The organism is Streptomyces sp. NPDC002809, assembly GCF_040295435.1.
Lineage (GTDB): Bacteria > Actinomycetota > Actinomycetes > Streptomycetales > Streptomycetaceae > Streptomyces.
The window spans coordinates 54,519-68,926 of record NZ_JBEOVJ010000040.1 but is presented as its reverse complement, the minus strand read 5'-3'; the positions used below and the strand labels follow the sequence as shown (position 1 = coordinate 68,926).

At 71.7% G+C, this 14,408-nt stretch carries 15 protein-coding genes; 7 read left to right on the top strand and 8 right to left on the bottom strand.

Annotated features, from left to right (window positions below):
* Window positions 1–142 precede the first annotated feature (142 nt).
* A complete protein-coding gene (locus ABT025_RS23220; protein ID WP_350997606.1) occupies window positions 143–790 on the bottom strand; it encodes a hypothetical protein in 648 nt (215 codons plus the stop codon).
* Between the two features lie 118 nt (window positions 791–908).
* On the opposite strand from ABT025_RS23220, the gene ABT025_RS23215 reads away from it, so the two are divergent.
* On the top strand, window positions 909–1,925 hold the full coding sequence (locus tag ABT025_RS23215; RefSeq protein WP_350997598.1) for a CehA/McbA family metallohydrolase: 1,017 nt from the start codon (window positions 909–911) through the stop codon (window positions 1,923–1,925).
* An 89-nt stretch (window positions 1,926–2,014) separates the two neighbouring features.
* On the opposite strand, the gene aceB is transcribed toward ABT025_RS23215, so the two are convergent.
* Both aceB and ABT025_RS23205 read right to left on the bottom strand, forming a co-directional pair.
* Entirely contained in the window at window positions 2,015–3,634 is a 1,620-nt protein-coding gene (gene aceB / locus ABT025_RS23210; protein ID WP_350997595.1) for a malate synthase A, read from the bottom strand.
* 235 nt (window positions 3,635–3,869) lie between these two features.
* Window positions 3,870–4,502, bottom strand: a complete 633-nt coding sequence (locus tag ABT025_RS23205; protein ID WP_350997592.1) for a nucleotidyltransferase family protein — start codon at window positions 4,500–4,502, stop codon at window positions 3,870–3,872.
* A 206-nt stretch (window positions 4,503–4,708) separates the two neighbouring features.
* On the opposite strand from ABT025_RS23205, the gene ABT025_RS23200 reads away from it, so the two are divergent.
* Window positions 4,709–5,023, top strand: a complete 315-nt coding sequence (locus ABT025_RS23200) for a DUF5955 family protein (RefSeq protein WP_350997590.1) — start codon at window positions 4,709–4,711, stop codon at window positions 5,021–5,023.
* Window positions 5,024–5,128: 105 nt separating this feature from the next.
* Here ABT025_RS23200 and ABT025_RS23195 read toward each other — a convergent pair whose 3' ends face one another.
* Window positions 5,129–5,761, bottom strand: a complete 633-nt coding sequence (locus ABT025_RS23195) for a response regulator (RefSeq protein WP_350997582.1) — start codon at window positions 5,759–5,761, stop codon at window positions 5,129–5,131.
* Window positions 5,758–6,966 (bottom strand): sensor histidine kinase, encoded by a 1,209-nt coding sequence (locus tag ABT025_RS23190; RefSeq protein ID WP_350997579.1) that lies wholly within the window; start codon window positions 6,964–6,966, stop codon window positions 5,758–5,760. The genes ABT025_RS23195 and ABT025_RS23190 overlap by 4 nt, the downstream gene beginning before the upstream one ends.
* Before the next feature lie 110 nt (window positions 6,967–7,076).
* Between ABT025_RS23190 and ABT025_RS23185 the strand changes: the two genes are divergently transcribed.
* Together ABT025_RS23185 and ABT025_RS23180 are read left to right on the top strand one after the other, a co-directional pair.
* Window positions 7,077–8,162 (top strand): ABC transporter permease, encoded by a 1,086-nt coding sequence (locus ABT025_RS23185; RefSeq protein WP_350997577.1) that lies wholly within the window; start codon window positions 7,077–7,079, stop codon window positions 8,160–8,162.
* A 148-nt stretch (window positions 8,163–8,310) separates the two neighbouring features.
* Window positions 8,311–9,021 carry an ABC transporter ATP-binding protein gene (locus ABT025_RS23180; protein WP_350997575.1) on the top strand — a complete coding sequence of 237 codons (711 nt, stop codon included), beginning with the start codon at window positions 8,311–8,313 and terminating at the stop codon, window positions 9,019–9,021.
* A gap of 69 nt (window positions 9,022–9,090) precedes the next feature.
* On the opposite strand, the gene ABT025_RS23175 is transcribed toward ABT025_RS23180, so the two are convergent.
* Complete coding sequence (locus ABT025_RS23175; protein ID WP_350997573.1) at window positions 9,091–9,891, bottom strand: IclR family transcriptional regulator; 801 nt, start codon at window positions 9,889–9,891, stop codon at window positions 9,091–9,093.
* A 340-nt stretch (window positions 9,892–10,231) separates the two neighbouring features.
* On the opposite strand from ABT025_RS23175, the gene allB reads away from it, so the two are divergent.
* The 3 genes from allB (at window position 10,232) to ABT025_RS23160 (ending at window position 13,220) form a co-directional block, all read left to right on the top strand.
* Window positions 10,232–11,575: an allantoinase AllB gene (gene allB / locus ABT025_RS23170; RefSeq protein WP_350997603.1), complete on the top strand. Its 1,344-nt coding sequence runs from the start codon at window positions 10,232–10,234 to the stop codon at window positions 11,573–11,575.
* 2 nt (window positions 11,576–11,577) lie between these two features.
* On the top strand, window positions 11,578–12,693 hold the full coding sequence (alc, locus tag ABT025_RS23165) for an allantoicase (protein ID WP_350997570.1): 1,116 nt from the start codon (window positions 11,578–11,580) through the stop codon (window positions 12,691–12,693).
* 197 nt (window positions 12,694–12,890) lie between these two features.
* Window positions 12,891–13,220, top strand: coding sequence for a putative quinol monooxygenase (locus tag ABT025_RS23160; protein WP_350997567.1), 330 nt, complete (start codon window positions 12,891–12,893; stop codon window positions 13,218–13,220).
* Window positions 13,221–13,249: 29 nt separating this feature from the next.
* Here ABT025_RS23160 and ABT025_RS23155 read toward each other — a convergent pair whose 3' ends face one another.
* Both ABT025_RS23155 and ABT025_RS23150 read right to left on the bottom strand, forming a co-directional pair.
* Entirely contained in the window at window positions 13,250–14,080 is an 831-nt protein-coding gene (locus tag ABT025_RS23155; RefSeq protein WP_350997564.1) for an aldo/keto reductase, read from the bottom strand.
* A 48-nt stretch (window positions 14,081–14,128) separates the two neighbouring features.
* Complete coding sequence (locus ABT025_RS23150; RefSeq protein WP_350997561.1) at window positions 14,129–14,368, bottom strand: hypothetical protein; 240 nt, start codon at window positions 14,366–14,368, stop codon at window positions 14,129–14,131.
* Window positions 14,369–14,408 lie beyond the last annotated feature (40 nt).

The window sequence follows — 14,408 nt, the reverse complement described above, 5'->3', positions numbered from 1 at the left end:
GTTCTGGAGCGGCGACAAGACGACGCTCAACGACCCGAAGAACGTCGCCGCGCTGGAGAAGTACGTGGCGCTGTACAAGAAGACGACGCCCGCCGGCCGAGCGCGAGGTGCGCCGGGCTCCGGCGGCCGCTCGCCCACACCGTCACAGGATGATGCGGTCCCGCACCCATCGCAGACAGTCCTCGTCCGTGACGGGCAGCTCCTCGCCCGCCGGCCAGGGGTGCACGGTCAGGACCAGGTGGGTCAGGTAGCCGTAGGGGCCGCCGTCCTCGCGCGGGGCGAGCACGACGCCGTGCTCGCCCATGCGCCATATGCGGCACCGCAGATGGGGTCCCAGACTGAGCCCTCCGTCGGAGCGCAGCGTGCGCAGCGGCGGACCGAGCTCGGTGGCGACGACATCCGCCGCCCGGTCGAGCACGGCGTCGCACTCCGCTTCGGAGGGCGCCTCGACAAGGACCCAGCCCGGCAGTCCGGCCCAGTCCTCGACGAGCTCGACGAGCGAGTCGTGGCCGTATTCATCGGGATCCGGGGGATCGACGGGGTACGCCTCACCGAACGTCAGGATCAGCGTGCACTCCGGGTCGCCCAAGGGGTTGCCCTCGTACCACAGGACGTGGTGGTGCCTGGTGAGGACCGCGTCGCTGACGAGACAGGTGTAGGCCCAGCCGAGCTCCTTCTCGCTGTACCCGTCGAACTCCTCCTCGGGGACGGTCTGCATGGCGGGCATCGCCAGCAACTCCTGTACCACGGTGGTGGAGAGCGGCGAGTGGGCGAGCGAATGCACGGGCATGGGGCGCGGTGCTCCTCCGGGTCGATGCGTGACGGGCCGAGGGCCGACGCGGGGATGATTTCACAGGAACCGGTCAGGTGTTCGTGCGATCTTCTTCATGAGACGGCAGGGGGAATACGTGTTGAAGTCGGAATCCTCACCGGAGCCGGTGGCAGGCCGGGGGCGCGGCTGGTACCGAGGTGACTGCCATGTGCACTCGGCGGTCTCGAACGGCGGCGAGCTGACGCCGGAGCGGCTCGTGGCTGATGCGCGGGCGGTGGGGCTGGACTTCCTCGCGGCCACCGAGCACAACACGGCCGTGACGCACGGCGCCTGGAGCCGGCACGGCGGCGACGATCCGCTGGTGATCCTGGGCCAGGAGGTCGTCACCCGGACCGGGCACTGGCTCGCGCTGGGGATCCCTTCAGGGCACGTGGTCGAGTGGCGCTACGGCGTGCGGGACAACGTGATCGACCGGCATCTGGACGAGGTCCACCGGGCCGGTGGGCTCTGCGTCGCCGCCCACCCCCACGCGCCGTACCCCTCCGGCACGTTCATGTACCCGTTCCAGGGGTTCGATGCGGTGGAGGTGTGGAACGGGCAGTGGAGTTCGGACGTGCCGTGGCAGGCGGACAATGAGGCGGCCCTGGCCGAATGGGGGCGGACCCTGGCTGCGGACATCCATCAGGGACGGTGGCGGCCTGCGATCGGCAACAGCGACACCCACCTCAAGGACCAGATGGGCGTCCCGCACACGGTCGTGCTCGCCGAGGACCTGAGCCCCGACGAGATTCTCGCCGGGATCCGTGCGGGCCGGACCTGGATCGCCGGATCGCTCGCAGTCGAGCTGTCGTTCACGGTCTCTGCGGGTGACCGGAGCGCGGGGATCGGTGAACGGCTGGAAGCCGGCGATGAGCCGGCCGTGGCCAGAGCGGAGGTGAGCGGTGTGCCGTCGGGCACGGTCAGCTTTCACACCGAGCGAGGAAGGGTGCACCGCACGTCGCTCACCCGCTCGGGACCGGGTGCCGTGGAGTGGCACGTCGGCGCGGCGGATTCGGCGTTCGTCCGTATCGAGGTACGCCATCGCGAAGGGCACATGGCGGCGCTCACCAATCCGATCATCCTGGACCGGGCCGGACCGCACCGGACGGACTGAACCGAACGGGAATCAGGTGGACCGGATGCACGATGCGACCGCCCCCCGGTGCCGTCGGCACCGGGGGGCGGTCGCCTGCGCCTGGGGTGTCAGCGCAGCTGCTCGTACGCCGGCAGCGTCAGGAAGTCCGCGTAGTCCTGGTCCAGGGAGACCTGGAGCAGCAGGTCGTGGGCCTGCTGCCACTTGCCCGTGGCGAAGGCCTCGTCGCCGATCTCGGCGCGGATCGTGGTCAGTTCCTCGGCCGCGATCCTGCGGGCCAGTTCCGCCGTGGCGTGCTCGCCGTTCTCGAAGACCACGTCCGCGTTGATCCACTGCCAGATCTGCGAGCGCGAGATCTCGGCGGTGGCCGCGTCCTCCATCAGGTTGAAGATGGCGACCGCGCCCATGCCGCGCAGCCACGCCTCGATGTAGCGGATGCCGACCGCGACGGCGTTGCGCAGACCGTCGTACGTGGGCTCGGCGTCCAGGGTGTCGATGGCGATCAGATCGCCCGCCGCCACCGAGACGTCCTCGCGCAGCCGCTCCTTCTGGTTCGGCTTCTCGCCGAGGACCGCGTCGAAGGAGGCCAGGGCGATCGGGACCAGGTCCGGGTGGGCGACCCAGGAGCCGTCGAAGCCGTCGTGCGCCTCGCGGTCCTTGTCGGCCTTGACCTTCTCGAACGCGACCTTGTTGACCTCGGCGTCCCGGCGCGACGGGATGAAGGCCGCCATGCCGCCGATGGCGTGGGCGCCGCGCTTGTGGCAGGTGCGGACGAGGAGTTCGGTGTACGCCCGCATGAACGGGGCGGTCATCGTGACCAGGTTGCGGTCGGGCAGGACGAACTTCGGGCCGCCGTCACGGAAGTTCTTGACGATGGAGAAGAGGTAGTCCCAGCGGCCGGCGTTCAGCCCGGAGGCGTGGTCGCGGAGCTCGTAGAGGATCTCCTCCATCTCGTACGCGGCGGTGATCGTCTCGATCAGCACGGTCGCGCGGACCGTGCCCTGCGGGATGCCGGCGTAGTCCTGGGCGAAGACGAAGATGTCGTTCCAGAGGCGGGCCTCCAGGTGGGACTCCGTCTTCGGCAGGTAGAAGTACGGGCCCTTGCCGAGGTCGATGAGGCGCTGCGCGTTGTGGAAGAAGTAGAGGCCGAAGTCGACCAGCGCGCCGGGCACCGGGGTGCCGTCGAGCCGCAGGTGGCGCTCGTCCAGGTGCCAGCCGCGGGGGCGGGTGACGACCGTGGCGAGCTCGTCGGCGGGCTTCAGGGCGTACGACTTGCCGGACTTGGGGTCGGTGAAGTCGATGGCGCGGTTGTACGCGTCGATCAGGTTGAGCTGGCCGACGACGACGTTCTCCCACGTCGGGGCGGAGGCGTCCTCGAAGTCGGCGAGCCAGACCCTGGCGCCCGAGTTCAGGGCGTTGACGGTCATCTTGCGGTCGGTCGGACCGGTGATCTCCACCCGGCGGTCGTTCAGCGCGGCGGGCGCCGGTGCGACCTTCCAGGAGTCGTCCGCACGGATCGCGGCGGTCTCCGGCAGGAAGTCCAGCGTGGAGGTGCGGGCGATCTCGGCGCGGCGCTCACCGCGTCGGGCGAGCAGTTCGTTGCGCCGGGGCGTGAACCGGCGGTGCAGCTCGGCCACGAACGCGAGGGCCGCGGGGGTGAGGACCTCGTCCTGCCGGGGCAGGGGCTCGGCATCGACGATGGCCAGCGAGGACGGCGCTGGTGCGGACATGAGCTGTCACTCCTTCAGCGGGCGGTGCGGGCGACGTCTCACGGCCGCCGGGTCGCCTGAAATGGCACGGCGTGCCATGGCATCCGGGATGCGGCCGTGGGCGCCGTCCGAGGTGCAGAGGGCTTCTGACCAGTGGATAGTAGTTTCCTCATGGTGGAAGTTCAATGGTTTGTTGATGTCGAGACTCTCCGGGGCGACAGAAGTGGGAGCCTCCTGGCGCAGCGTGCCAGTACGTTCACTCAAGGTGGGAGAGGTCCTCCGCCGTGTCGATGTCGTAGGCCTGAGCCACATCCGAACACTCGACGAGCGTGATCGCATCGCGGTGCGCCCGCAGATACGCCCGGGCCCCCTGGTCGCCCACCGCGCCCGCCGCGATGTCCGCCCACAGATCGGCCCCGAAGAGCACCGGATGGCCGCGCTCTCCGCCGTACGAGGCCGCCGCCAGGCTCGTCCGCGAGCGGTAGGCCGCCCGCACCCGGGCCACCGCTTCGGCGCCGATGCCGGGCTGGTCGACCAGGAGGACGACGACCGCGTCCGCACCCGTACCGGTGAGGGCGGTGAGCCCCGCCCGTAGCGAGGAGCCCATGCCTTCGGTCCACGCAGGGTTGACCGTCGACCCGGCGCCCGACAGATCCGCCTTTGCCCGCACCTCGTCGGCCGACGCGCCCAGCACCACCTGGACCGGCCCGCAGCCGCCCGCCCGGAGCGTCCGCACCGCGTGGTCGGCCAGCAGGCGGCCGCGGTGCTTCAGCAGGGCCTTCGGGCGCCCGCCGAGCCGCCGCCCGCCGCCCGCCGCGAGCAGCAGCCCGGCGATGACGGGGGAGGCGGACGGGGAGAGTGAGGAGGGAGCGTGCGGTGTGCTTGTCATTCCGCCTGGATACCCCAGACGGAGCGTTCCCGCACGGGCCGACCCGGCCCGCCCGCCCGCGTCAATGTGCGGGACACTCCGAGTTCCGTCCGCGGAGTGGCGCCCGACACCTGTCATGGCGTTAACTTGCCCGCACCCCCGGACACTTGACCACGGTTCGGGGCTTGGTCGAAACACCGGCACAAAGATGTGCGAGGGGGAGTGCTTTGTTGAAGAGCGTGGGGCAGGCGCGGGTGACCAGCAGTGACGAGGACCCGAGAGTGACGGAGTTGCGTACGGCCGTCGCCCGGCTCCGCCGGGAGCTGGCCGGACATCCGGCGGAGTTCCCCGACCGCGCCATCGCCGAGGACGAGCTGGCGGCGCTGGACTCGATGGCGGCCGGTGGCGCGCCCGAGATTCCCCGGCTCCGCCGGTCGCTGCTGCTGATCGCCGGGGCGGTCGGTTCGGTCAGCGCGCTGGCGTCGGCACTCAGGGACGTACGGATCGCGGTCGATCTGTTCGGCGAGCCGCCGCGCCGCTGATGCGCGGGCTGCCGCGCCGTTGACGTGTGAGCGGCACGCCGCTGGTGTGTGCGTCGCCGCGACGACGGAGCCGCCGGGGAGGGGCGGGGGCCCACCTCGGTGGCCTCAGCGGCGGATCAGCCTGCGGGCCGTCGCCGCGGCGACGGCCGCGGTGCGCGAGTCCACGCCCAGTTTGGCGTAGATGTGCACCAGATGGGACTTCACCGTCGCCTGGCTGAGGAAGAGCTTCTTGCTGATCTGAAGGTTCGACAGCCCCTCGCCGACCAGTTGCAGCACCTCCAGCTCGCGCTTGGTGAGCGCCTGGGCCGGCATCCGCATGCGGTCCATCAGCCGGTGCGCGACGGCCGGCGCCAGGGCGGAGCGGCCGGCCGCCGCCGTACGCACCGCGGCGGCCAGCTCCTCCGGCGGGGCGTCCTTGAGCAGATAGCCCGCCGCGCCGGCCTCCACCGCCGCGAGGATGTCGGCGTCGCTGTCGTACGTCGTCAGGATCAGCACCCGGGGCGCGTCCGGCGCCGCGGTGATCGCGGCGGTGGCCTCCGAACCGTGCATGCCCGCACCGAACTGCAGGTCCATCAGGACGACGTCGAACTCACCGGTCGCCGCCAGGGCCACCGCCCGTTCGGCGGTGGCGGCCTCGGCGACGACACGGAAGTCCGGCTCGGTGTCCAGTACGGCCCGCAGGCCCGCCCGTACCACCGGGTGGTCGTCGGCGAGCAGCAGTCTGATCGGAGGCGTCATGCGGCGTCCTGTCCGGTCCGGCCGACGGGGAGAGGCAGCGGCAGGGTCAGGGCGACGGCCGTTCCCTGGCCGGGCGCCGACTCGACACTCAGGGTGCCGCCCAGCGAACGGGCCCGGGACCGCATGGCCGGCAGGCCGAAGCCGCTCGTCCCGGTGCCCGTGCTCACGGCGGAGTCGTCCGTGAAGCCGTGGCCGTCGTCGACCACGTCCAGCGCCACCGAGGTGTCCATGAAGCTCAGGGTGATCTCCGCACGCCGCGCGTCGGCGTGCTGCACCGTGTTGGCGAGCGCCGACTGCGCGGTACGCAGCAGCGCCACCTCGTACGGCGTGGGCAGCTCCACCGGGGTGCCGCTGACGGCGAAACTCACGGTCAGCGCGGGAGTGGTGGTGCGGGCCGAGAGGCGTTCCAGGGCGGCGGCCAGGGAGCCGTTCTCCAGGTCGGGCGGAGTCAGGGCGCGCACGAAGCGACGGGCCTCGGCGAGATTGTCCTGGGCGGCCTCGCGTGCCTGGCGGACATGGGCCGCGGCGGGGGCGTCCGCCGGAAGGGTGCGTTCCGCGGCGCGCAGCAGCAGCTGGATGCTGGAGAGGCCCTGCGCGAGGGTGTCGTGGATCTCGCGGGCCAGCCGTTCACGTTCGGCGAGCGTCCCTGCGGTGCGCTCGGCCTCGGCCAGCTCCGCACGGGTCGAGACGAGCTCCTCGATGAGCTCGCGGCGCCGCTCGCTCTCGCGGAACAGCGCGTCGTACCCGAGGACCGTGGCGACGGCGACGGCAGCCCCGAGCAGCGGGCCGATGAACGTGCCGGGGGTGACCGGCTCGCCGTGCAGCAGGAAACTGGCGATCGCGGCCGCCGCCGTCACCACCACGGCAGGCAGGCTCCAGCGGATCGGCAGCAGGTGGAGCTGGAGGAAGTAGAGCGGGAACGCCAGCCACAGCGCGTCCGGCGACAGTGTGAGCAGCACCAGCCAGAGCGCCTCCAGCACCGCGAGCCAGAGCGCCCCCGCCGGGGTCCGGGGCTGGACGGACGGGGCCAGTGCCCCCGCCGCGTAGACCGCGGCCAGCACGCCCGAGACCACGACGACGGCACCGGAGTGCGGGGCGTCGTCGCTCACGGCCTTGACCGCGGCGAGCGCCAGCAGCCCCAGCAGCAGGGCATGCAGGCACAGCCGCAGCGCTGCGGCGACCGGGGGATGGACACGTGTTTCCATGATTCGTCCAGCGTAGACGCGGGGTGTGCGGGGCCGGTCAATCGAAAGGTTGATGTCGGGACCGGCCCGCGGGCGATGTTTCCGCGGCGGTGAATGCCGAGGCTTGAGTCATGTTCGTCGCATGGAGAGATCTTCGGTTCGCCAAGGGCCGGTTCGCGCTCATGGGCACGGTCGTGGTGCTGATCACGCTGCTCGTGGGCCTGCTGTCCGGCCTCACGGCCGGGCTGGCCCGGGAGAACACCTCGGCCGTCACGGGGCTGAACGCCGACCACCTGGCGTTCGCCGCCCCGCCCGACGGCCAGTCGGTGTCCTTCACCAATTCGACCGTACGCGAGACCGCCTGGCGGAGCTGGGAGAAGCAGCCGGGGGTCGAGGCGGCGCAGCCGCTCGGCATCCGCACGCTGAACGCCGCCGCGGGGGAGCGGACGGCGGCCGTCTCGGCGTTCGGCGTCGAGCCGGGCAGTGGCCTGGCGCCGTCGGGCACCCCGGTCGGACCGGGCACGGTCGTGCTCTCCGAGCAGGCCGCCGAGGACCTGGCGGCCGGCGCCGGCGACCGGCTGCGGCTCGGCGGCGACGAGGTCACCGTCGCAGCGGTCGCCGGCGACGCCTCGTACAGCCATACGCCGGTCGTGTGGACGGCACTCGCCGACTGGCAGCGGTTCGGGGCCGACGGCGAGGGCGGCGCGGAGCACGCCACCGTGATCGCGCTGACCACCACCGGCGGGACCGATCTGGCCGCCGGCGACCGGGCGGCGGGCACCAGCACGCTCACGCTCGACGGCTCCCTCACCGCCATCGGTTCCTATCAGGCCGAGAACGGCTCGCTCCAGCTGATGCGCGGCTTCCTCTTCGCCATCTCCGCCCTGGTCATCGGCGCCTTCTTCACCGTCTGGACGATTCAGCGCAGCGGCGATGTCGCCGTCCTCAAGGCACTGGGTGCCTCCACGCCGTATCTGCTGCGGGACGCGCTCGGGCAGGCCGTGGTGATGCTCGCGATCGGTACGGGGCTGGGCACCGCGCTCGCCTCCGGCATCGGTGCGCTGGTCGGCGGCGGAGCCGTGCCCTTCGTCCTGGAGGCGTCGACCGTTCTCGTCCCGGCGGCCGTGATGATCGCCCTCGGAGCGGTCGGGGCGGCCCTGTCCATCCGGCGGATCACCGCCGTCGACCCGCTCACCGCACTGGGGAGCGCCCGATGACGTCCACGCCGCCTCTTGCCCCTGCGTACCGCATCCCGGAGTGCGCGACAACGTCCACGCAGTCTCTTACCCCCGCGCAGCGCACGCCGGAGTGCGCGATGACGGCCACACCGCCTCTCACCCCGCGCACCACACCCCGGAGTGCCCGATGACCCTCACGCTCACCGATGTCACGCTCACCTACCCCGACGGCGACGGACGGCTCACCGCACTGGACCGCGTCGCACTCGATGTACCCGCGGGCACGCTCACCGCGGTCGTCGGCCCCTCCGGCTCCGGGAAGTCGAGCCTGCTCGCCGTGGCGGCCACCCTGGTCACCCCCGACGAGGGCGCTGTCGTCGTCGCCGGCACGGACACCGCCGGGCTGGGCCGGGCCGAGAAGGCGGCGCTGCGCCGCGAACGGATCGGCATCGTCTTCCAGCAGCCGAACCTGCTGCCGTCCCTGACCGCGGCGGAACAGCTCCAGGTCATGACCCACCTGTCCGGCGGGGCGGCCCGGACCGCCCGCGCCCGCGCACTGGAGCTGCTCGACGCCGTCGGTCTCGCCGACAAGGCCGACCGCCGGCCCCATCAGCTCTCGGGCGGTCAACGCCAGCGGATCAACATCGCGAGGGCCCTGATGAACGACCCCGCGGTCCTGCTCGTCGACGAACCGACCAGCGCACTGGACCACGAACGGGGCGCGGCGGTGCTCGATCTCCTCGTCTCGCTGACCCGGCAGCGGTCCACGGCGACCGTCATGGTCACCCACGACCGGACCCATCTGGACCGGATGGACCTGACGGTCACGATGGAGGACGGCAGGCTGACCCCACAGGCACAGGCACAGGCACAGACGCAGGCGCAAGCACCGGCCTGAGCGTCGTGGGGGCGGATACGGCGAAGGGGCGGCCGGAGCCCGAAGGCTCCGGCCGCCCCTCCTCGCGTCTCAGCCGGCCGCCCCGCTGCTGGCCAGTGCCTCGGACAGCTCCTTCGCGGCCTGCTGGAGGATCGGCACGATCCGCTCGGTGGCTGCCTCGGTCACCCGGCCCGCCGGGCCCGAGATCGAGATCGCGGCGGAGGTCGGGGAGTTGGGCACCGACACCGCCAGACAGCGGACCCCTATCTCCTGCTCGTTGTCGTCCACCGCGTAGCCCACCCTGCGGACCTGCTCCAGGGCGTCCAGGAAACCGTCCGGGGTGGTGATCGTCTTCTCCGTCGCGGCCGGCATCCCGGTGCGCGTGAGCAGGGCCCGCACCTCGTCCGGCGGGGTGTGCGCCAGGAGTGCCTTGCCCACGCCGGTGGAGTGCGGCAGCACCCGGCGGCCCACCTCGGTGAACATGCGCATCGAGTGCTTGGACGGCACCTGTGCCACGTACACGACCTCGTCGCCGTCCAGCAGCGCCATGTTGGCCGTCTCGCCGGTCTCCTCGACCAGCCGGGCCAGATAGGGGCGGGCCCAGGTGCCGAGCAGTCGCGCGGCGGACTCGCCGAGCCGGATCAGGCGCGGGCCGAGCGCGTAGCGCCGGTTGGGCTGCTGGCGTACGTAGCCGCACACCACGAGCGTGCGCATGAGCCGGTGAATGGTGGGCAGCGGGAGTCCGCTGCTCGCGGAGAGCTCGCTCAGGCCGACCTCGCCCCCCGCATCGGCCATCCGCTCCAGCAGATCGAAGGCACGCTCAAGGGACTGCACACCGCCGCTGGAACCGGCGGGCTTGGAGTCGGAAGTGCTGGCGTGGGACGGCGGCACGTCAACGGTCCTTTCGAAGCGGAAGAGCAAGGCAGCAGCCTACCGGGCGCTTCCCGATCGGCCCACTGTCGCAAGGGCACCGTCCTGGCCGGTCAGGGCCCGTTCGTCCAGGTGCCGCGGCCGGGCCGGCGGTCTGTACGGCGTCGCGCACAGCCCACTCTACATTCCGCACTGCGAAATCAGTCTTTTACTCTGTGGAAATCTCCGGTCGGAGTCACGCGTGGTCGGCTGAGCGTCCCGAGCGGAGGATGGGGTCTTGACGGGGCGCATTCCCGTGTGAAGACTCCTTCAACAGTTCGTTGAACAACAGTTCGTTGAATTCATGAAGTGGGGAGCACCGGTGTCGGGTACGGACGTGGAACTGGTACTGCGCTCGACGCATGTCGTCACCCCGGAGGGCACGCGGCCCGCCGCGGTCCATGTCGCGGGCGGGACGATCGCCGCCGTCCTGCCGTACGAAGCCGAGGTGCCGGAGGGCGCCCGGGTGGAGGACCTCGGTGACGACGTCCTGATGCCCGGGCTCGTGGACACGCACGTCCATGTGAACGACCCCGGCCGCACCGAGTGGGAAGGCTTCCACACGGCCACCCGCGCCGCCGCGGCCGGCGGGATCACCACGCTGCTCGACATGCCGCTCAACTCCCTCCCGCCGACCACCACCGTCGAGCACCTGCGCGTCAAGCGTCAGGTGGCGGCCCCCAAGGTCCACGTCGACACCGGCTTCTGGGGCGGCGCCATCCCTTCGAACGTCAAGGATCTGCGCCCCCTGTACGAGGCCGGGGTGTTCGGCTTCAAATGCTTCCTCTCGCCCTCCGGCGTCGAGGAGTTCCCCGAACTGGACCAGGAGCAGCTGGCCCGGTCGATGGCCGAGATCGCGGGCTTCGGCGGCCTGTTGATCGTGCACGCCGAGGACCCGCACCACCTGGAGTCCGCACCGCAGCGCGGCGGTCCCGCCTACGCCGACTTCCTCGCCTCACGGCCGCGCGACGCCGAGAACACCGCGATCGAGGGACTCATCTCCCACGCGAGGCGTCTGAACGCGCGCGTCCACATCCTGCACCTCTCCTCCAGCGACGCACTGCCGCTGATCGCCGCGGCCAAGCGCGAGGGGGTCCGCGTCACCGTCGAGTCCTGCCCGCACTTCCTCACCCTCACCGCCGAGGAAGTCCCGGACGGGGCAACCGAGTTCAAGTGCTGTCCGCCGATCCGTGAGGCCGCCAACCAGGACGCGTTGTGGCAGGGGCTCGCCGACGGCACCATCGACTGCATCGTCTCCGACCACTCGCCCTGCACCACCGACCTCAAGACGGCCGACTTCGCCTCCGCCTGGGGCGGCATCTCCTCCCTCCAGCTCGGACTGCCCGCCATCTGGACCGAGGCCCGCAGGCGGGGCCACTCGCTCGACGACGTCGCCCGCTGGATGTCGTCCGCCCCCGCCGCACTGGCCGGTCTGACCGCCAAGGGCGCGATCGAGGCGGGCCGCGACGCCGACTTCGCCGTCCTGGCACCCGACGCGACCTTCACCGTCGACCCGGCCGAACTCTTCCACCGCAACCAGGTCACCGCGTACGCCGGCCGGACCCTGCAAGGCGTCGTCCGGTCGACCTGGCTGCGCGGCGTACGGATCGCCACCGAAGGCACCCTCGCCGCGCCCACCGGCCGCCTCCAGACAAGGAACAACTGACCATGACGGCGACAGTGCACTTCACCGGCGACGCGAACCCGTACGGGGGCGGCGACCCCTACGCCGACTACCGCACCGCCGACTTCCCCTTCACCCACCTGGTCGACCTCGCCGACCGGCGGCTCGGCGCGGGTGTGATCGCCGCCAACGACGAGTTCTTCGCGGAGCGCGAGAACCTCCTGAAGCCGGAGCCCGCCCACTTCGACCCCGAACACTTCGGGCACAAGGGCAAGATCATGGACGGCTGGGAGACCCGTCGCCGTCGCGGCGTGAGCGCCGCACAGCCGCACCCGGTGGACGAGGACCACGACTGGGCGCTGGTCCGCCTCGGCGCGCCGGGCGTCGTACGCGGCATCGTCGTCGACACCGCCCACTTCCGTGGCAACTACCCGCAGGCGGTCTCCGTCGAAGGCGTCTCGCTGCCCGGGTCACCGTCCCCCGACGACCTCCTCGCGCCCGGCGTGACCTGGATGACGCTCGTCCCCCGCACGGCCGTCGGCGGCCACGCGGCGAACGGCTTCACCGTCGACGCCGGGCAGCGCTTCACCCACCTGCGGGTCAAGCAGCACCCCGACGGGGGCATAGCCAGGCTCCGGGTGTACGGGGAAGTCGCCCCGGACCCCGTCTGGCTGACGGCGCTCGGCACGTTCGACCTCGTCGCGCTGGAGAACGGCGGCCGGGTCGAGGACGCGTCGGACCGCTTCTACTCCCCGGCGACCAACACCATCCAGCCCGGCAGGTCCCGCAAGATGGACGACGGCTGGGAGACCCGGCGCCGGCGCGACAAGGGCAACGACTGGATCCACTACCACCTCGTCGAAGAGGCGGAGATCCGTGCCGTCGAGATCGACACCGCCTGCCTGAAGGGCAACTCGGCCGGCTGGGCGAGCCTTTCGGCCCGGGACACGGAGGGTGGCGACTGGGCCGAAATCCTGCCCAGGACCCGGCTGCAGCCCGACACCAACCACCGCTTCGTCCTGACCGGGGCGGTACGGGCCGCCGAGGTCCGCGTCGACATCTTCCCGGACGGCGGCATCTCGCGGCTGCGCCTCTTCGGCTCGCTGACGCCACAGGGTGCCGCGCGGCTGACTGCCCGTCACGTCGAGCTGGGCGGCTGAACCGACCCCTGCCGGAGGCCTCCCGGCGGTGGCCGACCGCCCCTGCCGGAGGCCTCCTGGCGAGGGCCCGACCGCCCCTGCCGGAGGCTTCCCGGCGGTGGCCGACCGCCCCTGCCGGAGGCTGTCCGTATTCGGGCGATACCGTTGCGGATGTGGGACCCTGCCCGGGTTCACTCACATCCCCCACAGGAGTCGCCATGATCTTCATCGCCGTCAAGTTCACCGTCCGCACCGCCGAGCGCGACAACTGGCTTCCGGCCGTCGAGGAATTCACCGTAGCCACCCGCCAGGAGCCCGGGAACGTGTTCTTCGACTGGTCCTGCAGCGTCGAGAACCCGGACCAGTTCGTGCTGCTGGAGGCGTTCGCGTCCCCCGAGGCCGGTGCTGCCCACGTGCAGTCGGCGCACTTCGCGGCGGCGATGGACACGATGGCGGACCTGGTGGCGGAGGTGCCCGAGATCATCAATGTCGAGGTGCCGGGCGAGGGCTGGTCCCGTATGGCTGAGGTGCAGCCGCGGTCCAGCTGAAACGGAGGGCGGTTCGCCGCCCTCCCGCCTCAGAACTCCTCGTGCACCTCGGGGTCGCCGCCGAACCGCTCCTGCGGACCGGCGGAGATGCGTGCCAGCTCGTCCGGTGTCAGCTCGAAGCCGAACAGGTCGAGGTTCTCGCGCTGTCGGCCCGGGTCGGCCGACTTCGGGATCGGGACGGCACCCAGCTGGGTGTGCCAGCGCAGCACGGCCCGGCCCGGCGTCACCCCGTGCGCCGCGGCGATCGCGACGAGCTGGGGGTCGGCCAGCAGGTCGCGGCCGCGCCCCAGCGGGCTCCAGCTCTCGGTCACGATGCCCTTGGCGTCGTGCACGGCCCGCAGCTCCTCCTGCGGCAGCCGCGGATGCATCTCGATCTGGTTGACGGCGGGCAGCACCCCCGTCTCCTCCTCCAGCCGCGTGAGGTGGGCCGCGGTGAAGTTGGAGACCCCGATCGAGCGCACGAGCCCGTCCTCGCGCAGCCGGATCAGTGCCCGCCAGGTGTCCACGTACAGATCGAGGCGCGGCAGTGGCCAGTGGATGAGATACAGGTCCACGTAGGAGAGCCCCAGGTGGCGGCGGGACTCCTCGAACGAGGCGAGGGTCTTCTCGTAACCCTGGTGCCGGCCCGGGACCTTGGTGGTGACGAAGATGTCCTCCCGGGGCACGCCGCTGCGGGCGATGCCGCGGCCCGTCCCGGTCTCGTTGCCGTAGTTCAGCGCGGTGTCGACGAGCCGGTAGCCGAGACCCAGCGCCCCGGCGACGGCTTCCTCGGCCGCGGCGTCGTCGAGTGGCCAGGTGCCGAGTCCCACCGCGGGGAGCGTACGGCCGTCGTTGAGGGTGTGTACCGGGGTCGCGGGCATGATCGTCCCTTCTCGGCGGATCGCTGCCCGGCCAGCCTAACGAGCTGGTCAGGACCGACCGCCCCGGCCCGCCGCCTCGCCGTGCAACCGGGTGATGACCTCGTCGACCCGGCCCCGCTCGTAGCCGCGGCGGACCAGTTCGAAGGCCGGGTTGCCGGCCGGCGGGGCGCCGCCGAGGAGCTGGGTGAGGTAGGCCTCGACCTGGTCGCGGTCGTACCCCCGCCTGGCGATGCGGAATCCGAACCGCTCGTACAGCGGACGGTCGTCCTCTTCGCCCGGTGTGGACATGAGTGCCTCCTCAGGCCGGAATCATTGTCCTCACCCTGCC